The 21,741-nt window shown below is 41.3% G+C and carries 18 protein-coding genes; 4 read left to right on the top strand and 14 right to left on the bottom strand.

The genetic code is table 11. The features are described 5' to 3' along the window. Window positions 1–234 precede the first annotated feature (234 nt). Window positions 235–2,613: a hybrid sensor histidine kinase/response regulator gene (locus AC0IWT_RS09590; RefSeq protein ID WP_471796992.1), complete on the top strand. Its 2,379-nt coding sequence runs from the start codon at window positions 235–237 to the stop codon at window positions 2,611–2,613. Between the two features lie 549 nt (window positions 2,614–3,162). Here the strand turns inward: AC0IWT_RS09590 and AC0IWT_RS09595 are convergent. Both AC0IWT_RS09595 and AC0IWT_RS09600 read right to left on the bottom strand, forming a co-directional pair. Further along, on the bottom strand, window positions 3,163–3,291 hold the full coding sequence (locus AC0IWT_RS09595) for a hypothetical protein (RefSeq protein WP_471796993.1): 129 nt from the start codon (window positions 3,289–3,291) through the stop codon (window positions 3,163–3,165). Between the two features lie 13 nt (window positions 3,292–3,304). Further along, window positions 3,305–4,345: a hypothetical protein gene (locus tag AC0IWT_RS09600; protein WP_471796994.1), complete on the bottom strand. Its 1,041-nt coding sequence runs from the start codon at window positions 4,343–4,345 to the stop codon at window positions 3,305–3,307. Between the two features lie 290 nt (window positions 4,346–4,635). Between AC0IWT_RS09600 and AC0IWT_RS09605 the strand changes: the two genes are divergently transcribed. Then, window positions 4,636–5,103 (top strand): Lrp/AsnC family transcriptional regulator, encoded by a 468-nt coding sequence (locus tag AC0IWT_RS09605; protein WP_471796995.1) that lies wholly within the window; start codon window positions 4,636–4,638, stop codon window positions 5,101–5,103. A gap of 203 nt (window positions 5,104–5,306) precedes the next feature. Here the strand turns inward: AC0IWT_RS09605 and AC0IWT_RS09610 are convergent, their stop codons facing one another. Together AC0IWT_RS09610 and AC0IWT_RS09615 are read right to left on the bottom strand one after the other, a co-directional pair. Further along, on the bottom strand, window positions 5,307–6,233 hold the full coding sequence (locus tag AC0IWT_RS09610; protein ID WP_471796996.1) for a hypothetical protein: 927 nt from the start codon (window positions 6,231–6,233) through the stop codon (window positions 5,307–5,309). A gap of 125 nt (window positions 6,234–6,358) precedes the next feature. Then, window positions 6,359–7,654, bottom strand: a complete 1,296-nt coding sequence (locus tag AC0IWT_RS09615; RefSeq protein WP_471796997.1) for a vanadium-dependent haloperoxidase — start codon at window positions 7,652–7,654, stop codon at window positions 6,359–6,361. A 380-nt stretch (window positions 7,655–8,034) separates the two neighbouring features. Between AC0IWT_RS09615 and AC0IWT_RS09620 the strand changes: the two genes are divergently transcribed. Both AC0IWT_RS09620 and AC0IWT_RS09625 read left to right on the top strand, forming a co-directional pair. Beyond that, window positions 8,035–8,955 (top strand): sensor histidine kinase, encoded by a 921-nt coding sequence (locus AC0IWT_RS09620; protein WP_471796998.1) that lies wholly within the window; start codon window positions 8,035–8,037, stop codon window positions 8,953–8,955. Next, complete coding sequence (locus AC0IWT_RS09625) at window positions 8,952–9,644, top strand: LytR/AlgR family response regulator transcription factor (RefSeq protein WP_471796999.1); 693 nt, start codon at window positions 8,952–8,954, stop codon at window positions 9,642–9,644. The genes AC0IWT_RS09620 and AC0IWT_RS09625 overlap by 4 nt, the downstream gene beginning before the upstream one ends. A 1,123-nt stretch (window positions 9,645–10,767) precedes the next feature. Here the strand turns inward: AC0IWT_RS09625 and AC0IWT_RS09630 are convergent. The 10 genes from AC0IWT_RS09630 to AC0IWT_RS09675 form a co-directional block, all read right to left on the bottom strand. Next, window positions 10,768–11,844, bottom strand: a complete 1,077-nt coding sequence (locus AC0IWT_RS09630; protein WP_471797000.1) for a phytase — start codon at window positions 11,842–11,844, stop codon at window positions 10,768–10,770. A 1-nt stretch (window position 11,845) separates the two neighbouring features. After that, window positions 11,846–13,108, bottom strand: coding sequence for a right-handed parallel beta-helix repeat-containing protein (locus AC0IWT_RS09635; protein ID WP_471797001.1), 1,263 nt, complete (start codon window positions 13,106–13,108; stop codon window positions 11,846–11,848). Between the two features lie 22 nt (window positions 13,109–13,130). Further along, on the bottom strand, window positions 13,131–15,908 hold the full coding sequence (locus AC0IWT_RS09640) for a TonB-dependent receptor (protein WP_471797002.1): 2,778 nt from the start codon (window positions 15,906–15,908) through the stop codon (window positions 13,131–13,133). A gap of 1,306 nt (window positions 15,909–17,214) precedes the next feature. Next, window positions 17,215–18,426 carry a DUF3570 domain-containing protein gene (locus tag AC0IWT_RS09645; RefSeq protein WP_471797003.1) on the bottom strand — a complete coding sequence of 404 codons (1,212 nt, stop codon included), beginning with the start codon at window positions 18,424–18,426 and terminating at the stop codon, window positions 17,215–17,217. A gap of 12 nt (window positions 18,427–18,438) precedes the next feature. Beyond that, window positions 18,439–18,669 carry a DUF4266 domain-containing protein gene (locus tag AC0IWT_RS09650; RefSeq protein WP_471797004.1) on the bottom strand — a complete coding sequence of 77 codons (231 nt, stop codon included), beginning with the start codon at window positions 18,667–18,669 and terminating at the stop codon, window positions 18,439–18,441. A 2-nt stretch (window positions 18,670–18,671) separates the two neighbouring features. Continuing rightward, window positions 18,672–19,604 carry an FAD:protein FMN transferase gene (locus AC0IWT_RS09655; RefSeq protein WP_471797005.1) on the bottom strand — a complete coding sequence of 311 codons (933 nt, stop codon included), beginning with the start codon at window positions 19,602–19,604 and terminating at the stop codon, window positions 18,672–18,674. Window positions 19,605–19,610: 6 nt separating this feature from the next. Then, window positions 19,611–20,039 (bottom strand): thioredoxin family protein, encoded by a 429-nt coding sequence (locus AC0IWT_RS09660; RefSeq protein ID WP_471797006.1) that lies wholly within the window; start codon window positions 20,037–20,039, stop codon window positions 19,611–19,613. 5 nt (window positions 20,040–20,044) lie between these two features. Next, window positions 20,045–20,470: a QcrA and Rieske domain-containing protein gene (locus AC0IWT_RS09665; RefSeq protein ID WP_471797007.1), complete on the bottom strand. Its 426-nt coding sequence runs from the start codon at window positions 20,468–20,470 to the stop codon at window positions 20,045–20,047. Window positions 20,471–20,760: 290 nt separating this feature from the next. Then, on the bottom strand, window positions 20,761–21,453 hold the full coding sequence (locus tag AC0IWT_RS09670; protein ID WP_471797008.1) for a VIT1/CCC1 transporter family protein: 693 nt from the start codon (window positions 21,451–21,453) through the stop codon (window positions 20,761–20,763). Between the two features lie 5 nt (window positions 21,454–21,458). Further along, on the bottom strand, window positions 21,459–21,665 hold the full coding sequence (locus AC0IWT_RS09675; protein WP_471797009.1) for a hypothetical protein: 207 nt from the start codon (window positions 21,663–21,665) through the stop codon (window positions 21,459–21,461). Window positions 21,666–21,741: the final 76 nt, after the last annotated feature.

Consider the following 21,741-nt stretch of genomic DNA (forward strand, 5'->3'; position numbering starts at 1 on the left):
AGACGGGCAATATTGAAATGGGCGGCTGTTCATTATATTCAATTTATTGTACTATCCTCATCAGTTGTTCGATTTACTGCTTTCAATGTTCAGGTTGTAACATTGACTGTGAAAGTTTAATTTCTTTCCATATAATTGCCGGTACAGCTAATTGAGATGATGAGTGATATGCAGGAAAGAATGACGGATTAGGCATCTGAAAAAAGCTGAATAAAACCTTTAACATTTAAATCTTTGAGAAAACTTTTACCACTTTTATTTTTAATTTTTTGCTTTGCGTCCACAAAAGCCCAGTACGTTTTTCAGAAAACGAGCTTACCTGACGAAGTTTCAATTTTAAACTATGCATGGATATTGAACACTGGCACGAAGAACCTATCAATTTCCCAAATCATAAAAGATGATGGAAAACTTCCTTTTAAAAAGTTAACTGGAAAACTGGGTAACCTTGGATTTACAAGTTCAACTTACTGGGTAAAATTCCAGCTTAAAAATGCACTGGACGTTCCGTTAACCTACTACCTGCTGACCGCAGAACCGGTAACAGACCATGTGAACCTTTACCTTAAGGGCAAAGGGGAGAACATTGAGTTGCAAAGAAGTGGAGATAAGCTCGACTTCTCAAAAAGAAGTATAGCGAACCGGAAAACTTTATTTAAGATTGAACTCAGGCCGGGTGAAACAAAAAATGCATTTTTGGAGCTGAAAAACGATGGTGAAAAAAATACTTTGCCACTGGTGTTAATCAGCCAGCAAAAATTATTGGAAAAGACTTATTCAGATCAATTGGCAATGGGCTTTTTCTATGGTATTTTGTCATTTATCGCCATAACCTATTTTTTCTTCTTTTTTGCTCTAAAAGAACATTCTTTTTTATATTATGCGCTATACGTAATCTTTGTTGCATGTTGTCAGTTCGCACTGGACGGTTTATACCATCAGTACATTGGAACAGGCGTATCCTGGCTTAGTTCGCATGCGGTGATTGTAAGCGCTATTCTGAGTTGTTTCTTTTTTGGCAAATACAGTGAAATCATTCTTGAAATCAAGAAAAAAAGCCAACGAATCCATAAATTTTTCGCACCGCTATATTCCTCACTCGCACTCCTGCTTGCAACAATTATTTTTTTTCCTGCTTCCCTTAAATATGCTTATCCTATAATAAATGTTTTAACGCTTGCCGGATTGATATTAATATTTGCATCTATCGCAGTCATCATTTACAAAAAGCAGTCCATAGATATATTTTATACGGTTGGTATTGGAATTCTAGCGGCAACAATCATCCTTGCGATACTGATGAACTTTGGGGTGTTTCCGGAAAACTTTACAACTGATAACATTACCAAGCCAGGCATCGGTCTTGAAATTATGGCTTTATCACTTTCTATGGCAAATCGTATCGGGATATTAAGAAACAGAAAAGAAGAGCTTCAAGCGATTGCCTTACAGAAATCAGAGGAAATGAATGATGTCAAGACCTATTTCTTATCAAATATGAGCCACGAGTTGAGGACGCCTCTCAACGCGATTCTGGGAATGACGGCAATAATGGAAAAAGAAAGCGCAGATCCCAGGATAATTTCCCAGTGCGAGGTCATAAAGCTTGCATCACATGGTCTGCTTTCTTCGGTGAACGATATTCTGGACTTTTCGAAATTAGAAAAAGGTGAACTCGAACTTGAGAAAATAGATTTTAGTCCCTTCGCTGTTTTGAATAAAGTCGCCTCTGTGGCCGCGCAACAAAGTGCGGGAAAAGGTATAGCCTTCAAATTTGATAATCCCCTTGATGAGCATGTGATGATACTTGGGGACCCGTCCAGGTTCGAGCAAATAATTTATAATGTTCTCACTAACGCAGTTAAATTTACTGCCCAGGGCGGGGTAATACTTGATGTGCAATCCAAAATTGTAGATACAGTCTTAACTTTAGTAATCATCGTAAAAGACACAGGCATCGGAATTCCGAAACAAAAACTGGATACAATTTTTGACTTGTTTTCGCAAACCAACGCTGACAATAAGCGAAAACATGGTGGCTTTGGTATCGGGTTGAGTATTGTTAAAGTCTTAACCGATTTACATCGTGGGACAATAAGCATAGAAAGCGAAATTGGTATCGGCACGAGCTGTGTAATCACCCTGCCATTCAACTTGCAGCCAGCGTCTGTTGAAGTATTCAATGTATTCCCCGAGGATGAATATAATCTTTTCGGTAAGCACCTTCTCATTGTTGAGGATAATCCGATGAACCAGATGATCATTCAGATGCTACTCGAAGATTGGAAGAATACAAAGGTAAGTGTAGCTGAAGATGGGGCAGTTTGCCTGAACATGCTTAAAGCGGATGATACAATTGATTTGATTTTTATGGACTTGCAGATGCCGGTAATGGATGGATACCAGGCCATTTCTGCAATCAGAAACAATTTGACCGGAATAGGACGAACGGATATTCCTATCATTGTCATAACTGCAGACACGACGAAAACGACTAAGGAAAGGATTTACGAGCTTGGGGCTGATGACTATATGAATAAGCCTGTTGAAGAAAAAGAAATGTATCAGAAAGTGACTACGGTCTTATCTTCCCGGAGTGCGCGGTATTCCTGATAAAATCATGCTTAACTAAACATTTTTATGTATCATTGAAATCACGCCGTTCGTCTGTAAATCTAATTTCTGCCGCTTTCACTACCCCATTAAAACATATTCAAAGATTAATCATCATTTAGGGCGGCTTTTAGCGCAACTTTTATTTCTTAATTGTTCTCTGTCAGAAAAAAGTTTAAGATCACTGAAAGCCCGCTTAGCGAAACGCTCAGCTTGGTTAATCTTTCCACTCGAAGTCAGTGGAATATCTGCATCATGCTTATTAACCGAATGCACCGTGCGCGGCCGCTTAACACTTCTTCTGCTGAAAAATGAAAATGTATTAAAGTCTCAAAAGTAACGCTGGCACGGAGGCATCCTCCAAATGTTTTATACTGCCCTATGAAGCAGTGCTGCTATGGGTGAGATAGAAGATCATATACCCACATTTTGGCTTAACACGTAAGCGTTATCAAGTTCATCAAAACGGCCGGCATCCACCGGCCGAACTTGATATTAACTAAACTATTTAACTTTCAAATCAAGTTCTTTTTCGCAACCCGCAGTATGCTACAGCCATTTACCATCGCCGCCTTTTTCCCTTTGCTTCCTTTGGCGATACAAAACGATTTTATCTAGTGAATAGGAAAGCACGTAAAGGATGAGCAGGAGAACTGCTAAAATTTGTTTTGGTTCCATCTCATTCATGCTTTTAGCTTTGACCTTCAGGCTTTCGCTCAAATTCCTGCATGGTTTCGAGCAGTCTGAGGATTTCTTCTTCTTTGCACCGGTTAAGTAAAATCAGAAAGTCGCCATGTGGCGAGTTTTGAAGAATGTTTAGATTCCTTTTGTCCAGCAACAATCCAAAAAGCAACTCATTTTCCGGCTTGGTAACATAAAATCTGATCGCCTGCATTGAGCGGTCTCTCGGATTGACAACAGCCTGAAATTGTCTGTTTCTTTCGATTTCCAGATACAGGGATTTCGACAGCCCATCCAGGCGTGATGCATTTGCCCTCACGCCACCATTTTGTTTAAGTTCATGAAGGCTACGGCTTAGCGAAAGTAAATCTTCAAATTTTATCTCTGAGCAGCCGCTATCCCCCGTACCAATCGGGCTGTTAAAGATTGAAGAAGAAGGCGTGGCCTGAAGGGAGTCCCTGATGAGTACAACGGACAGGTCTCCAGGGATAATCACCTCATCTCCATGCGCATAAATCAAATCAAATTTATCGAATGAAATAAAGTTAGTGAATAAGTCAGCGGAGCGGTCACATATAACCGGCAGGGAAACCTTTGGGAATTTTGGAATCCTGTTAGCCTGTTGATCTTCGGTGGAGGTTATGTGGAGAAAAGAAATATCGAATGGTATCCAGTCACATTGAGGAATATATGAAAAAGCAGATTCTCTGGAGGAACCAATGACTTCGACATCAAAAATTTTCCTAGCCTGGCTGATTGCTACAGAGGACCTGTTACCTGTTTCCAAAAATCCCCCCTTGACGTCTTTTGAAAAATTCAGTATTGAGAAAATGCTCCCGTGAGCTGACTTGCGTCTGTCGACGAGCAAAACATGGAAGTTCAAAGGAACGTCTAAGATTTCCCGAAGCAAAACCTGAAGGCTATGGATTCCGGGCTTGAATTCCCCTCCACATGCACAGGTCAGAGTAACGCTGTCTGAGAGAAGAATACCATTTCCTTTTTCACAATTATTACAATGTTGCAGCTTGCTAATTTGTTTTTGCGCCTCCATATATCTACTGATTTCAGGAGCAAATTTCAGAATGATAATTTCCTGTCGGAACCCTCGTTAAAAAATTGGTCTAAAATACTTTTAAACTGGTAGTACCCCTAATTAAATACTGCCGCTGGCATAAATCCGCCGGGGATTAGAAATTTAATTTCCCGCTAAAAATACTGAACACGAGGTAATTGTAAATATTACACTATCAAGAAGTTAACCAATAAAAACTTAAGTAAAGCTCAGGAAAATCTCAAATTTTAAATACCTTTGCGTAACCAAATATTAACCTTTCCTTAGCAATGTCAGCATATAAATTAGACGAAATTGATAGTGGTATTTTAAACATAATACAAAAGGACGGCGAAACGACCTACAAAGAATTAGCATCAATACTCAAGCGAAGCAAATCTAATATTGTTGAGCGCATTAAAAATCTAAAAAAAGATGGCTTTATTGACAGGTGTGTTGTGCTTGTTGATGTCGAAAAACTCAGAAGCATTTTCACCGCCTTTCCACTAGTACAACTGAGGAATCATGGGCAGGATTCAATTGCCAGCTTCAAGGCAGAAATGGCTTTGCATGCAGAGGTTATGGAGTGTTATCACATTACTGGAAATTTTGATTTTATGCTAAAGATTGTAACCAATGATATGTTTGCGTATAACGATTTTTTAACTGAGCATATTTCACCCAACCCCTTGGTCGGCAAAATCCAAAGTTTTATGGTTTTATCACAAAGCAAAAGAGAGACAGCTTATCTTGTTTAGAATATGATTAATTATGGGATGGCTGGGAAAATATTAAACTTTTCGCAACTACGGTCCATATCCATTGAGTCGTATTTAAGAGCAGTTTTCTCCAATACATCCTGTCTCAAAAAAAAGTATCTTTCCACAGCATGCTTTTTCCATATCAAAGTTTGTCCGGCTTTATTCGTAAACATCCTGTAAAGGCTAGAAGCTAAATGAAATTACTGTTTATAAGTGTAATTGTAAGTTATAACGTTACTGGTAGTTGTTCCAATAGTTGAAAAATAGGTAGTAGTTTGCACTATTTTTTCGGGATAGCTGTTTTCATTATAGGTGTATTTGAAATCATCCGTTTGGTAGGGCACCATCGCATTCCTGATAGAATCCCATCTTTCACTTACAATTTGCGTTGGATTATTAATACAATAAGAAAGCGCATAATCTTGCGGGTATTCTTGCGGCCAGGAAGCGAACCTGTAACCTTTTACCCATACGAATGGAGAGGGTTTATCGTCATATGCTGTTACCTTGATATTGTTGGTGACGTTAGGAAATCTTGGGCCGGTGAGCGGCACGATCTCGATCTTTTTAAGATTCTTTTTATCATCGTAGAAATAGTTGTTGTTTTGTCCACCACCCAAAGCAGTAATTTCTTTAAACAGCAAGCCACCTTCCCCATACAGCAAATTCCATGGCCCAATAACCATGCTGGTCGTTACACCTGAAGAGCGGTCTTGGTCGAAGTCCACTACGTCTACCTGAGTAGGAAGACCATCATATATGCTAACTGATGTAGTTAAAGAATTTGCGTTGCTAAAAGCATAAGATCTTCGACTGATGTAATTAGTGGTAACCACTTTACGGTTAACGCCGTGCACAGAAACCTCCCTGTAAACCTTATCATTGCCATATTTGATAAGATTATGGTCTTTATCATATACATAAGCGTTGACGGTTGGGTTAGGATTGCTGCTTGTGGAGATAGTTACTGTTGCAGGATACCAGATGCTTAAACCAGTACCCTGTCCACCGCCCCCACCTCCCTGAGGGGTGTTGTTTTTTTTGCAACCGGAAAGAGAAAATAAGAGGCAGATACTTAAAACTAAAACTGCAAACGGAACAACTCGTTTTATAAAAAAGGTAAACATGAAAAAGGCTGCGATCGTGGGATTTTTTCCTCGCTTTTCAAAGCGGGTTATCATCCTAAAAAATATTAGATGGTTTTGTGGTGACGTCATTGCTGTATATTTAATTTTTACTTATAGTCCCTACGTTAATTCAATTTATTTTTCAAACAGTTTTGGTAAATGTAATTACCAACCTTTCTACCCTGGGCTTCGCCCTGTACTACGGCGTTTCGGAAATGGAAGCCCACGTATATCCGCGAAAGCGATACCTCTCTTGCCGCATCAGAAAAATTCTTGAAACTGCGGGTAACACCTGGCAATGCATTGCTGGTGCAGGTGAAAGCAATATCGTCCGTATTAAAAAAGCTTTTCAGAATTTCTGCTGCTGCGCCGCCATCAAGCGCATGATTTGATGGATAATCGGGTACCGGTGGGGTGGGTGGAGACAATAAATTCCATGTCGGCTCACCGGCTGTGTTAGGGTTACCGTCAGATTCGGCCAATTGAACAGCAGTAACTGGTCGCCAAAACTTGTAAAAGAATTTGCCATCAAAGGCACTTATGTTTGCATCAGCCTCTGCCATTTGTAAGAGGGCAAGAAGCCTGGCTGCCTTCCAGCCACTAAGTTTTTCCTGCACGATAAGCGTTCGGGCTATCCGGTTCCAGCTTAGCGGGATATTATCCAGCCAGAACAAACCAATTTGTGTTTGGTCGGCGCTCCGCGCGGTACATCCCATGCAACCCATGGTTTTGATCTCATTAAAATCAGAAGTATAAGCCTCGCTGTTGATGGCATACGGTGCGGGCGCTCTAAACTGGTCAGCAGATACAACACCGAAAGTCTTTACTTTCCCCCAACCGGGCAAAACCACCAACCCATTGTATGGTGGCATATCAAAAGGTGGTGTAGCCCGGTACTCTCCTGGTTGCGTACCTGCTTTAAAAGCAAATTGTGCTGTTGACGCGCCATCATTGGTGCGCTTATCTATCATGGCTTTTGCCACTGCTTTTCCAATAGCTATTCCCTGTTCTTTTCCTGTAGTTATATCTGCTAAGCTACTCACAAGCAGACTGTCTTGAGTTGCCTGTTGAGCAGGAAAAAGGGATAGGAGCACGTCATGAGCAGCTTGGGCAACGGCTGCATCAGGATTTGCTTCCGAATTACTACTACTCATTGAGGTGTAGGTATCGTATTTGGGCACGATGTTATTCAATGCATCATGAATAGCGAGGTTGAGCATAGCGTATATTCTTGATTCGGGCATGGGTTGAATACCGGTAGTTTTAGCAACTGCTTTTGTTCCGGCCTCATTCCATTTTAACACCATGGAGGCACTATAATTATCGGTATTGTCAGTTTGCGTTTGTTTGTCCTTTTTGCAGGATACGATACTGATGCCTATCAGCGCAGTATACAAGATGCAGAACACGGGCTTTTTCATATTTCAAGGATTGATTTGCCATAAACATAGGTCTATGAGCAACATGAAAACCGCAATGCCTTCACAAGCTGTAGGCTAGCATACTTACAACTGAATGTGGCAGATGAACTGCATTATTCGGCATGTCCTTGTTGTTGGTCTTCATAATTATGCTGTATGTCTACATCTTGATGAAAATTACAGTCATTATTTTAATTTGGTTAACTTTAATCAATATGCATATCAGCGTTAATCAGTATAAATTAAAGGCAGTCGTAAGGCAGATTCTGCTGCATATCCTCTTTTGGGCGATCATTGTCACATATTTTGCATGGGGGTTTGGTTTTAACTTGAACTATAAGGTATCATTTTTAAACGCCTTATTTTACTTACCTGGCCATATGTTTATCGTATATACGCTGCTGTATTTTTTGATACCCAAATACCTTTTGAGGCGAAAGTATTTTTACTTTTTTATTGGCCTGATTCTGGCGGTGGCCTGCTGCACAGCCTATGCCTGGGGAATGCAACTCAGGCTGGATGCAAGAGGTAATTCGAGCGCTTTTACAATGACCACAGGAAGGGCGATACTTCCGTTTTTCCATGTAGGTGGTATTGCCATTTCTATTAAGTTACTAAGTTATTGGTACGAGCAAAAACAGCAGACCATAGAAGCTGAACAGCAGCGCACAAATGCGGAACTGCAACTGTTAAAATCACAGCTTCATCCACATTTCCTGTTTAATACCTTAAATAATTTATACAGCCATATATTAGATCGATCTCCAAAGGCACCCGAAATCGTGTTGAAGCTCTCGGCTTTACTGCGTTTTATGATTTATGAAAGTTCAGACGATATTTCACTCGGAAAAGAAATTACACTCATTGAGCATTACGTCGCCCTGGAAAAACTCCGGTACGGCGATAGATTGGACTTATCCATAGTAATTAACGGAGATACGTCAGGCCACCGAATTGCACCGTTATTATTGCTTCCATTTTTGGAGAATGCCTTTAAACATGGTGCCAGCAGGCAGATTGACCAATGCTGGATCAGTCTTCATCTATCAATTGATGGGAATATGATGAATTTTAAATTGGTGAACAGTGTTGACAATGAAGCGGAGCCAGGCGGCGACAAAACCGGCGGCTTGGGATTGCAAAATGTTCAAAGACGCCTTGATTTGTTATATCCCGGAGGTTACACGCTGCAGATGCTTACCGAAGATCAGGTGTATGTTGTCAGCCTTGAACTTAAATTAACAGAATCACAGAACACTAAAATCGTTGAACAGTCATCTATGAAAGTCCAAACTATATGAAATGGAAATGCCTGATAATCGATGATGAGCCGCCCGCCGTAAAGATCATCAAAAAATACGCAGGGATGGTTGACCAGCTCGAAATAACGGGCAGCTGTTCAAATGCCTTACAGGCTATGGAGTATTTAAAATCCACAAAAATTGATTTGCTTTTTTTGGACATACAAATGCCAAAGCTTTTAGGCACAAGTTTTTTAAAAACTTTACAACACCCACCTAAGGTCATCTTCACCACTGCACATAAGGAATACGCTACTGAAGCATTTGATCTGGACGCAGTTGACTACCTATTGAAGCCTGTTTCATTTGAACGTTTTCTAAAGGCTGTAAATAAAGTGACCAGTGCAAACCAGACAGTGCCGGTGACGGAAACACCAGTTACGCGGGCATTTCTTTATTTCCGCTCAGAAAGAAAAATGATCAAAGTTTTCTTATCGGAGATATTGTATGTGGAAAGCCTGAAGGATTATATCCGCATCTACCGTGTAAATGACGGGCCTTTACAAGTGAAGCAATCTATTTCTATGCTCGAAGCCATGCTACCTAAAAACTTATTCGTCAGGATCCACCGCTCGTTTATTGTTTCCATTGACAAGATCACAGCCTTTACCAATTACGATATCGAGATCGGCAAAATAGAAATTCCAATCGGCAGGCAATATGCCGGTGTGATAAAGCTTTTAAAGTAAAGCCCTGATACGTGGATGAACCGTTTCAAACTGACCCCGCTACGTCACGCCAAGAATACCGTTTCAGCGACGGAGCAGATAGAATTTGTCTGTTTAATTAATTTCAGTATGTGATGGTATGGACTACGCGATTTTCCATGGCATGTTACCTACTTTTCCACGAATTGAAATATCGAATCAGAAAAATTCTGAGTCTGTCTTTGCCATTACGAGTAAGCATGTGGTCAATTCACACCAATACCATTTATTTCACCTTTTGTTATCATGTCGTGCCCGCAATTTTCGATGGTAACAAATTTATGGGCCATGCCTGCCTTTTTCAAGTAAGTTTCCATCTTAACGTTATTTTCTGCCGTGGCTAACTATACACCTTTTTCGCCAAGAATACTTAATATAGGGCATTTTATGTGAATCAAAGCTTCTTTGGGGTCGTAACTGGTTTTTCTCTACCATAATATCTCGTTGCCAGTTTGCGACTATGGTATGTCAAGTTGGTCAATCCATTTTTTATCTTTTGTTTTTAAGGTGTAGCTTCTAAGCGCATTCCAGTCTTCGGTATCATTGCTCTGAAGATATCTGAAAAAAAGCCGAGAAAAATTAAGTGCAGAATCGATAGACTGTTTTGAATAACCTTCATCGGCCAAGGTGTATTAAACACGATTAACATCCTGCTCATATAGAGAAACGGCCGGACCTGCAATTAAAATTGCGAATCCACAGAATTCCACCACACGCTGATGATAACCATGTACGTAGTAATTCATGATCTGAACCCAAATTGGCCAGTAATTTCAACCGGATAAATGATAAAATGAATTCACGTGACGAAAAACAATGAAAATTTTTCCGGAAGTTATGGACTTCGGACTCCCTGGATTTGAAAGGAATCTCACACGCGCCAATAAATACAAAAACAGCGAAGATTACTGGTAGGGCATTGAGCGTACGGGCTTACGAAATGCGACCATGAAAAACGCCAGGTCAAACGGCTTTCAATGAGGTAAGGTCAATCTACAATTAGTCAAAAGTTTTTCCTATAAAAACTATCTTTCATAGGCAGTTTGCAAATTCCAACAAAAAAGAGACAACTATGTCATTGTTTTAAAGAAGTCTGGAGACGAGGTTAATGGTTAACGGTCAATTTTTTTCCGGCGATATCTTCCCATCGGTAAAAATGAAACGTTTTATCATCGCTCATTGCAACCAGCAAACCATGTTTAAAATCACCATTTAAAGGCACTGATACAACATCAATTCCATCTGTCTGGTTCGCCGAATATTTTATCGTGGTGATTAAGGGGTGTTCATTCGGCGCACCTGACTTACCTGTTCTGTTATAAACTTTCAACTGTCTGGCGCCTTGGTCTGAAACCAAAATATAGCCCTGATTTCCTATAGTTTTATAAATTGCGATACCCTCATTATCTACAACAAAATCGCCTTGTCCAAATAACGAGAGTTCATCGTTTCCCCTTGCAGGGTCAGCATAATATTTTCGTATACCGAACTGTTCGTCACAATAGTAAACGTAGCCCAATTCATTGTCTACAGCGATGGCTTCAATTTCCTTTTTACCGCTGTACTTTCCAAACTTTCTCACTAAATCAGCTTTCACATGGCCGGTTCCATCATCACTTAGTTGGTATTGCCAAAGGTAGCCACCATCATTCGGACCGGTTTTACGGCCAACTATTGCATAAATGTTGCCTTGAGCATTCTTATACATCGAAATGCCCATCAAATCTCGAAATTCTGGCGCTGTCTCACCAACAAATACCGGGATTCCGCCATTATCCACTGGTTTCATATCCGGAAGCGAATAAATGCGCAGCTTGTGCGTAAGGCGTTCTGTGGTAATGGCGATGTCGGTTTTTTCACCACCTAGCATCAAACCATAAGCGATATCAACATTGTTGGGTCTCTGTAAGCCTTTAACCGTTTTTGATGCAATTGCCTTTCCCTTCAAATTGAAAACAAATAAGCCACCGTTAGCATCTTTATCTGTTCCAATAACCAGCGATTTTGTATGGTCGTCAGGATTAACCCAAATGGCCGGGTCGTCTGTATCAAAATTAACCCGATCTGAGACGTATAGCGGTTTTACTGCGGTTGCATCATTTTTTTGCCTAATGCCATTACAGGCAAAACTGAGGCTCAAAAGCGCAAATGCCGCAATGTTCAATAAATTTTTATTTTTCATCTTAAATCTTAGTACCATAAGCACCGATAAAAATTGCCGGTGCCGGCGAAGTGTAAGTAATACCATTTTTCATGACCAGCCCAACGGCATGGTGGCGGTTAAAATTGGTAATACCTTTAGTTAATGCAGGTGAGTTGCCTTGTAAGTGAAAATCCCAGGCGCTGTTAAAATCGGCATTGCTTACCGCAGTATTCACGGGATAATTTACAAACTTTGGATCGTTAAGGCCTGCAACTGCACTGATTATATCGTCTTTTCCACCGATTACATCATTTTTTCCTGGCTGAAACTGATTAACAGTTACCTGATCGAATCCATAATACCAGTTGTTACTATACGCTGAGCGGCTGTCTTCAGGTTTCTTCGGATCTCTTTTGATCCCGAACCGGGTATTGGCGAAGAGGTTATTGTACAAATCTGCACGAACGGTGCTCTCCAGCCATACGGAGCCACCTTTCGCTGTGGGCCTTCTCCAGCCTGTGTTAACCATAGTGTTATTATAGGCTATGATATAGGTTTGCGGTGTTTTATCACCCGTATTAGATAACTTTAAAGCATTCGTATTTGTGCTGTAAACCAGATTGTAGGCTATATCTGCCAAACAGCCTGATTTAAAATTCATGGCCTCGCCACCCGTTACCCCGGTAGTGTAAAATAAATTATTGGCAAAAATGATTTTACCACCTTCAATATAGGTACAATCTTCCTGAAGATTTCTGAAAATTGAGTTCTGCACGACGAGCTTGCCTTTGGCATTTGAGAACCAGAGTGCCGGAAGGTTTTCTCCCGCCACAGCCTTATAAAGTCCCATTTTAACAGATGTTGAAGCATCAGAGGTCGTTGAGCCGGCGTACTCGATAACCGCATGATCTAAGACCAGTTCCTCACAGGTAGGCCCGGCTAAAATCCCTCCCCAAAGCTTTCCAAATTTCTTCTGGGCTGTTTTGTAAAATTCATTCACAGTAAATTTAATCGGATTATCTGCCGTTCCCAGGACATACAGATTACCTTTTACAATGATTTCGGGTTTGGCTATCGTATCCATCAGAATGGTAACACCCTCTTCAATCGTCAGCGTTTTTCCCTCCGGTATAACGATATCACCCTTGATTATCTGAGTACTGCCTTTAGCCCAAACGCCGGAAACTTCGCCTATCGCGGAACCTTCAACGACGGATGTATCTACGTTAATGTTGGCTTTCTCGCATCCCGCCATCCCCAAAAGTGCAAGAAACAACAGGTTAAAAATCTGATTTAATTTCATATCTTCTCTTTTTAAAATTCACTTAATTAAATTTATACCGAAGACCAACAAGGTAGTTCTGGCCATAAAAATCGCTTCTGACCAATGTCCGCCAATCCTCTACTAATTGCTCGTTAATCTTATTGTTTTCAGGGTTTGTACCTTTGATAAACAACTTGGTTGGGGTATTTAAAATATTATTTGCCTTCACAAAAATGCTAATACCACCTTTAAACCGTTTCTCTGCCGATGCATCCATTTGTATAAAGCCTTCCTGCCATAAATCGTTGTCGAGGAATTGAGAAACGGTGTTGATACGCGGCCCTGTATACGCGCCCGCAAGCTGAACGTCCCAACCCTTTTTGGTATCCTTAAACAATAGCGACAGATTTGCGATGTGCTCCGATTGGCCATACAGCGGTCGGCTTTGCTCAACTGACAAAGCCTGTATGTCACCGGTAGCTGGGTTAATTGTTCTTGTTGTTTTTGGTGTGGTAATTCTGGAATGTGTATATGTGTAATTCGCTTTGATGCCTATTTTACTAAAATACTTGATGTAATCAATTTCTGCACCATAGTTGTTGGCAGTACCAAAGTTTCCAGGCGTGTAGTAAATATCTTGTCCGCGTGTAGCATCTGCCTGAAATGTATATTCAATCGGATCTTTTATTCTTTTATAAAATGCACCAACCAAAAGCTGTTCAGATGCGCCCGGAAAGAGTTCATAACGTAAATCAAAATTATCTGCCAGTGCACGTCTTAAATTTGGATTGCCACGTTCCTGAAATTCCTCATTAACGACTTTCCCCGGGACAATTTCATAAAAACCAGGGCGGTTTAGTGCCCTGTAATACGAAGCGTGCAGCTGTGCTTTTTCAGTTATAAAATATTTTGCGGTTAAACTTGGCAGAACGTCTGTATAGACCTGCTGCCCTTTGGGAAAAGTCTCTCCGGCAGGAAAAAGCAGGTTATAACCTTGGTTTGTATGTTCTATTCTGGCGCCTCCAATCACTTCGATTTTAGCTGAAGCGTATTTAAACATGCCATAACCTGCAGATATCTTTTCTGATGCATCGTAAGTTAAAGAATTTGCCACCGCTCCAGTTGGGTTGCTCACAACAAGGTTTAAATCAGTATAATTCTGATAATCTATACCGTAAATTTTATTTGCATCGCCGGCGTTTGGCGCGAGGTTATAGTTGTTAAAAAAACTACTTCTTTGCTTATCGCGATATAACCCGCCGGCCATTACATCCAGCTTGTTCTCACCTAGGGTAAAGCGATAACTCAAATCCAGATAGCCCGCGAAATCCTCATCTGTGTTGCGCTCCCACCGGTGGGTTACAGGGTTCGTATTTACCAAACTCAGGCGCTTGCTCTGAAAATTTTGTTGTATGCCATTTAAGCTCATACTGGTATTCTCAGGCACGTCGTTTCTGGCCGAAGAGTAAACCCCCGACCATTGTACCTTGAATTTTTCATCAAAAAATTTATGCTCGCCATGCAATGTGCTGTTGTAAATCTGCTGCTCGGTTAACCGGCTTCGCGTGTTGTAAACCAATTCTGCGTTCCCGGCAACTGGGTTATAGACACCGTTATAGCTAGTGGTTACAGCGTCTCTAAGTTGCTCATTCTTTAAGTTAACATAAACACTGTACAAACTCAATTGATGGTCTTTGTTGAACACATAATCCAGCTTTCCATGTAAGCCGGTGCGTTGCTGCTGCTCGGAAAACTCCCTGTAGCTTTTATTGGTGATAACCGAATAAGCATCCGTTCCATTAACTGCCGTATTGTAAAAGGTGCTATTGCTGCCCCTGTAGGTGTTCTGATAACTAGCTGCCAATACAACACCCAATTTATTATCTAAAAATCGTTGGCTCAGTGATAAGCTGCCAATTAAATTGGGAGCAGGATTTTTGTACTTGTAGTCGAGTGTTCCTTTTGTAAAGTCGTTCTGCGTAGCATTGTAATTTTTTCCGTTCAATTCATACGGAGATTTATATTGAATATCTGATGCGTTGAAATTCGCAAATTTCCTATCGATAAACAATTGGCTATAGCCTGATGAAAGGTTAGCATCCAGCTGAAATTTACCCGGCGCATTTTTCATCACCATATTAATCCCACCACCAATGGCATCGCCTTCTAGGTTTGGTGTTAGCGTCTTGTAAACCTCAAGGCGGTCAAGTAGATCTGATGGAAAAAGATCTAATGGTACGTATCTGTATTTGTTATCCGGACTCGGGATTTTTACACCATTAACCAATGTGTAATTGTAACGTTTATCCATACCCCGGAGGATGGCATATTGTCCGTCGCCATTGCTATTACGTTCAATAGAAACACCAGAAATCCGCTGCATTACGTTGGCTACGGTTAAGTCAGGCGAAATTTCAATCGCCCTTCCAGAGACGATATTCATGATCTGGGTCGCATTTTTTTCAAGTCTTCTGGCACCCTGATCGGTAGAACTAACCGCATTGGATTTGATGGTAACATCATCCAGACTTTTAGAATCACTCTCCATATAAAATTTCAGGTGCTCATTATCCTCTTTTTCAACCTGGAAAGTTTTAGTAGTGGTTTTGTAAGTGAGGTAGCTTACGCTGATTTTCGCTGTACCAGTAGACACCCCTTTAAACTCAAAGGTTCCGTCAAGCCCTGTATAAGTAACACGCTTTGGGTTTTCGAGTGATACCGTTGCCCCAACAATAGCCTCCCCAGTTTGCTTATCGTAAACGTGCCCTTTTATTTTTGTAGCGTTGGCTGTGCCTGCAAAAAAACTGAGAAAAAAAAGAATTTGTAAAAGTTTATTCATTTTGCTTGGTAATACCTTATTAAGATTCGACGGGGCAAAGGTGTAAACGCAAAATCACATCACGAAATTATTGAAATTCAAAAGGGCGATACCGCTACCGAACCAGCAGACTAGGAAGCAAATAAATAATTCAAAATATTGATAATCAATATTTTAAGTCGGTTAAAAGGTTCGGTTATGATTTTATTACATTTACATTAATAAATTGTTAACCGGCTAAGAATTCTAACAAATAAATTTAATAGTCAAACATGACCAGTAAGCCAAATAGCATTTCAATGTCTTCGGAATTCAGATTCATTTTGATTAGCACGCTGAAGGGCTAATGTGATGAAGCAGTTTATTACTGCGTATACCCGGGTTTAGCGAATTATCTGCAAGGTTACACATCATATTCCGAATTATAAACTGCGATGCCAGGACACCCCTTTTAGCGGAGTAACAGTGAGGTTAGAAAGAATTTTCTGAATAAATCGCCTTACTGAATGTTGAGTGTATGCCTGCCGCAGCCAAAAAAGAATTTCTTGTACACCAAGACGATATATGACAAGCTGCAAAAGATTGAACAGGCGAATTCCATCCCCTAGTACTTACCTGAAAAGTTACACTATTCATCAGCTGACGCTGCAAATCAATAAAGGTATACGTTCCGAAAAACCAGCAAGGTTTGCTCGTAAAAGATGAATCGCTGGATAAGCAGATTCCCTCCAACAGTTCAAGGCAGAAAGAAATCAGATTGCTCAAAATATGGCGTTTAGTAATTTCCTAGAGTTTGTAAAAAAAACTGCGGTGAAGGAAAAGCCTCGCCTAACCGTGTGTCAGTCACAATGTGTCCCCAAAGCATAAGGACTGCACGGAGCGGATATTTTGACTAAATATCGTTGGCAAGAAACATTTACGGTTTTAATCATTCCTGTAATTTAGATTAGAAATCCTGGCGAGAATTACCCTTAGCCTAGCCCTAATGGACTGGAAGTGAATGAAACATAAATAGGTCTCTGTTTCTAAATCGCCACAGTTCTCGGAGTCAGCAAAAAAAGTTCAGGAATTACATAATACCGCCATCGTCTCATTATTTACTTTATCGTGGGCATCAGTGATTTAATAACTGTTAATTTAGCGATTAGTAGAATGCCCAACCTTCTCGAAGATTGAATTTCCGAAAAGTGTGGCTGTGAGCCCAAAGATAAGCGATTAAAGGCTTTGCTCACGGAAAAAGCAAAGCCCTTAAACTTTTAGAAAAACTTGACAAGTTTCAGGTCAAGAAGATTTCCTTAATTGATGGAGGCGCGTTTAGATAAATATGCTACTTAAACTTGAGATTCAAAGAAACGATGTTGGAAACCAGACTTGTTGAACGAGAATAGTGACCATACCTCAACTCGAGCATATTTAAGCGCTGCCAGCCAAAAACACCCTTTGGCGGAGCAAAACGGATACCTGCACCATAAAAATCGCTGGTAAAGGTAGATAGGTCATAATCGCTGGTAAAATATTGATCCGATGGCGAATGCTGGCCATAAGGTGCAAAATATTTGGTTCCCACCTGATTATTGTAGCGATAGAAAGGGCTTATAGAAAAGAATGAACTGATCTTTACCGGTATTTCAAGCTCTGCCGTATGCGCCCTGATTCCCCAGTTATCCATATAATAGCGGTAAAAAGTGCGGATCACAAAACGGTCATCCAAAAAGTAGTTCATCCTGAGACCAATTGGAAGCTTATAACGTTTCTCGGGCAGGGTTTCCGAACGCAGCGAGCCATCGGTAAAATAATCCCGCTGGTATTTGGTGGCGAGCAAGCCCTTCTGGTAGGATGGCTCCAAAATCAGCGAAGCCTGAAATTTCTGCGAAATTACCTGTGAGAGTGAAAAGGACGCGCTGAATGAATTTCTCGGCGCAGTATCATATTGTTCACCTCCTTTCCCGGTGATTCCCGTTCGCAGTTCAATCGGCAGGATGACCGTCCATTGGTCTAAAAAGGCCTGGAGCTTAAAGTCAAACTGGGTATTTTTGTCTTTTGATAACCGTGTCAGATTAAAAGCTGCACCCATCGATTGATAATCAAACTCTGTTGAATATGATCCTGTAAAACCAAAGGAATTTCCTGTTTCTTCATTGGAGTGGGTCCAGTTTAAAGAAGGATAAATCCGGGTATCAGCCGAAGATGCTGAAGAAATGGTACTTGGATCTATTTTATCAGATGATGCTGATGTATAGTGATCTACCCCCAATTCGAATAGGAAAGTATTTTTCTTTCCATTCTTGTTAAATTTCGACATCTGCAAATCAATCGTATTTGCAAAATCGCTCAATTTCTCAGTACCAATGCCACCTGTAACGGCAGAATTATTACCGTCCTGGTGATAATATGCTGAAACCAGGTTAATTTCATCAATTTTAAGTTTCCGGGACTGATACCTGCTGCTGTCTGCCTTTGCTGGTTCTGGTCTGTTTTGGGCATAAGTGCTTAAAATACCGAAGTACATCAAAAGCACATGAAGATATATTTTTTTCATTTATGCTCCTATTTAGTTACAGCCACAACCACCGCCGCTCTTGCCCCCGTTGGCGCCTGAGGCGCCTTCGCGGTAAAGCTGAAAACTCTGTTCAAATTTCTGGACCTTGCGGGCCGAAAGGATCATATCGGCATCGTTGATCTTGTTTTTCTGATAAGCCTTTACGCTGCTGCAAGAGCTTAACATACCGCTTATTACAGATGCGGTAAGCATCGAAAGGACAAATGTTCTGGAAATTTTCATATTTATATCACATTAATATTTTTTGAGGTATACACCCGGTCACTATCATCGATAACAATACAGGCCACTTGTTTAATCTGGTTGATGAGCTCTAGGCCTGTTTTTACGCCCATCACCACAACTGGTGTAGCTAGGGCATCAGCGAGCTCAGCACTTGGGCAGATGATACTCACACTTTTCACGCCGTTGACCGGTAGTCCGGTTTTAGGATCTATGGTATGGGAATAGCGTTTGCCATTAATCGTCGCAAATTTTTCGTAACTGCCCGAAGTGGCAATTGCCATGTCGCTGATTTTTAGTGCAGAGAAAGGCCTGTCGGTCTGCTCAGGGTCCGCAATACCCACGGTCCATGGATGGCCGCTGGCTTGGGTTCCCCAGGTTATCAGATCCCCTGCCGCATTCACAATCCCGCTTTTGATGCCTAGTTTCCGCAGCACCAACTTTGCCTTATCGGCAGCATAGCCTTTCCCTATTCCGCCAAAACCGATACGCATGCCCTTATTTTTTAAGAACACAGTCGATTTCTCCTTATTTAGGATTATATTTCGGTAATCGATGAGTCCAACGGATGCCAGGGCAGTTGCCTCATCAGGAAGGCTGGTCATGCCAGAATCAAAGTTCCAGAGCCTTTTATCTATCGAGCCGTAAGTAATATCAAAAGCACCATCAGTAATTTCTGATATCCTGATAGACCGCTCAATCAGACTGAGCACTTCTACATCTACTTTTACCGCACTTAGACCGGCATGCCCGTTTATCAGGCTGGTTTGGCTGATATCGCTGAAAGTGGTGAGCAGGCGTTCTATCCTTCGCACTTCCGCTATGGCGGCATCTATGGCCACATTGCCTTCCTGCTCGTTTTCAGCGATCACAGTAAACTCAAACCGGTTTCCCATGAGTTTTAGTATCCGGTTGACCGAAACAGCTTTAGCCATGGGAAATTATTTTTTTAGTTTATCGATTTCGGAAACGAAAGCCTGCGGCGTTTCATCAGGAAATCCGTCCCAGCTTTTAAGCACCTTTCCATTTTCATCTACCAGAACGGTATAGGGGAACTTTCCATCCTTGTTGTATACCTCGGCCAACGATTCATTGAGTTTGACCTGTTCCTTGGAAAGCTGATTTTTCTTCTGTCTTGGAAAGTCGGCTCTGACTAGCAAAAGATTGGCAGCAGCATATTGCTCAAAGCCTTCGGATTCTAAAATCTCTTTGCGCAGGCGGATGCAGGGACCACACCAATCGGAACCAGAAAAATTAATCAGGATTTGCTTATGTGTAGCTTTAGCCTGTTTCTGCGCTTCGGTAAAGTTCCCCATCCAGGATGCAGGAATAATAAACAACCCCAATAGGGCGACAAAAAGTAGTTTCATATTTTTTAAGAATAAACTTTTAAAGCGGTACCTGTTAGCTGGGTATTGTAAGCGGTTAAGGAGCGTGAAGCCGGACCATTGGTTACTGCGCCGTTTTCAGAAAATGTTGCGCCGTGATTGGGGCAGTAAAAGCGGCTGTCAGTAGATTGATAAGTCAAGGTGTAGCTTTCGTGGGTGCACGATCGCTGCACGGCGATATAGGCCCCTGCTTTTGTCTTAGCCACAATAACCCCATTTGATACTATTGATCCGCCGTTGGTTAGCAGAGCAGCATTTGCAGCCAGGCTTAAATCGAGCGTAAAGTTTATGCCAGTTGGTCCTGTTGTATCTGCCGTGCTGCTGCCATCTGTTTTTTTGCAACCGGCACAGCCCATCAGGGCAAAGGCCGCTGCACTCATCCCAATGCTGTTAAGAAAATCTTTTCTGTCCATATTCCTTTTATAATCTAAATGAGTAATGCAAGAAATATTCTGGCAATGGCCCGACAAACAACCTTTTGGTATCGACGGGATTCTACTGAATAAATCTTTGTAAAAATTCTATCTATAAAGAGGCTTTAGGATTCCGCATGCTTTAGCGATCCTTTCACCCGGGAATAGAGATAAAAACAGATTGCTTGTAACAAAACAATGAACAAAGTCTGAAGACATTCTGAAGTTTTAGATTCCGGTCTGTTAAATATTTGTTAATGGTGAATTTACTTTCTAAATATGGAACTTGCTTAAGTAATTAGTCTCGCAATCAGAAATGCTGCCCCGGCAGCTATCAGACCTATGGCTGTAACTTTAAAAGCACCCTTTATTCTCGGTTGACCAGTTACCCTGCTTTTAAAATAGCCAAAAATAAAAAGACAGATGGTGGTCAGTGCAGCGGAGAGGATGAGTCCGTCCTGCGGCGTTGAAGTAAAAAAATATGCTGACAGGGGCAGCATACCACCCACACAGTAAGAAAGCCCTATGGTAAGGGCACTGTTGCGTGCCCTGTTAATATCCGGTTTCTCAAGGCCCAGCTCAAACTTCATCATAAAATCTACCCAGTGGCCTGTATGCTTACTCAACTGATCCACAATCAGATCTTGTGCCTTTTCATCCAGCCCATATGCAGCAAAGATTTCCTTCACCTCTTCTTTTTCCTTTTCTGGCACATTTTCTACTTCGAGGTATTCCCTTTTGAGTTCGCTTTCATAATGCTCCTGCTCTGTTTTACCTGCCAAATATCCGCCCAGTCCCATGGCGATGCAGCCGGCAATGATCTCGGCAATGCCGGCGGTAATGATAATCGAATTGCTGCTTACCGCGGCGCTTAGGCCGGCGGCAAGTGCAAATGGAACAGTGAGCCCATCACTCATCCCGATAACGATATCGGAAATGAAAGCTGAGCTTTTTAAATGCTTTTCATCATGTTGATCATTCATCAGCTTTATTTTTTTTTTTCATTTAGCAGGGAGAAAGTGCCCTTGATGACCGGCGGTTTTCCTTTCAGCATTGCCGCATCATTAATTTTGGTCCTTCCTGGCTCGCTTTTACCGCTTTCGACCGGAGTCATCTTGAACTTATTAGGCTCGATTGCCAAAAATATGTATTGTCTGCCTTCGAAATCAACCCGCGCCTCATCAGGGAGGCTCAACGAGTTTAATTGCTTACCTGAAGCCCTGCATTCATATACATACCCGGTATAAGCGCCATGTCATAGTCCGCATCAT

It is taken from the genome of Pedobacter sp. AC464, assembly GCF_979253075.1.

Bases quoted from the DNA above. Each gene is read 5' to 3' on its own strand.
- AC0IWT_RS09670 (WP_471797008.1), bottom strand. From the start codon at position 21,453: ATGAATGATCAACATGATGAAAAGCATTTAAAAAGCTCAGCTTTCATT.
- AC0IWT_RS09625 (WP_471796999.1), top strand. From the start codon at position 8,952: ATGAAATGGAAATGCCTGATAATCGATGATGAGCCGCCCGCCGTAAAG.
- AC0IWT_RS09610 (WP_471796996.1), bottom strand. From the start codon at position 6,233: ATGTTTACCTTTTTTATAAAACGAGTTGTTCCGTTTGCAGTTTTAGTT.
- AC0IWT_RS09660 (WP_471797006.1), bottom strand. From the start codon at position 20,039: ATGAAACTACTTTTTGTCGCCCTATTGGGGTTGTTTATTATTCCTGCA.
- AC0IWT_RS09605 (WP_471796995.1), top strand. From the start codon at position 4,636: ATGTCAGCATATAAATTAGACGAAATTGATAGTGGTATTTTAAACATA.
- AC0IWT_RS09640 (WP_471797002.1), bottom strand. From the start codon at position 15,908: ATGAATAAACTTTTACAAATTCTTTTTTTTCTCAGTTTTTTTGCAGGC.
- AC0IWT_RS09630 (WP_471797000.1), bottom strand. From the start codon at position 11,844: ATGAAAAATAAAAATTTATTGAACATTGCGGCATTTGCGCTTTTGAGC.
- AC0IWT_RS09620 (WP_471796998.1), top strand. From the start codon at position 8,035: ATGTTTATCGTATATACGCTGCTGTATTTTTTGATACCCAAATACCTT.
- AC0IWT_RS09595 (WP_471796993.1), bottom strand. From the start codon at position 3,291: ATGGAACCAAAACAAATTTTAGCAGTTCTCCTGCTCATCCTTTACGTG.
- AC0IWT_RS09650 (WP_471797004.1), bottom strand. From the start codon at position 18,669: ATGAAAATTTCCAGAACATTTGTCCTTTCGATGCTTACCGCATCTGTA.
- AC0IWT_RS09615 (WP_471796997.1), bottom strand. From the start codon at position 7,654: ATGAAAAAGCCCGTGTTCTGCATCTTGTATACTGCGCTGATAGGCATC.
- AC0IWT_RS09635 (WP_471797001.1), bottom strand. From the start codon at position 13,108: ATGAAATTAAATCAGATTTTTAACCTGTTGTTTCTTGCACTTTTGGGG.
- AC0IWT_RS09645 (WP_471797003.1), bottom strand. From the start codon at position 18,426: ATGAAAAAAATATATCTTCATGTGCTTTTGATGTACTTCGGTATTTTA.
- AC0IWT_RS09655 (WP_471797005.1), bottom strand. From the start codon at position 19,604: ATGGCTAAAGCTGTTTCGGTCAACCGGATACTAAAACTCATGGGAAAC.
- AC0IWT_RS09665 (WP_471797007.1), bottom strand. From the start codon at position 20,470: ATGGACAGAAAAGATTTTCTTAACAGCATTGGGATGAGTGCAGCGGCC.
- AC0IWT_RS09600 (WP_471796994.1), bottom strand. From the start codon at position 4,345: ATGGAGGCGCAAAAACAAATTAGCAAGCTGCAACATTGTAATAATTGT.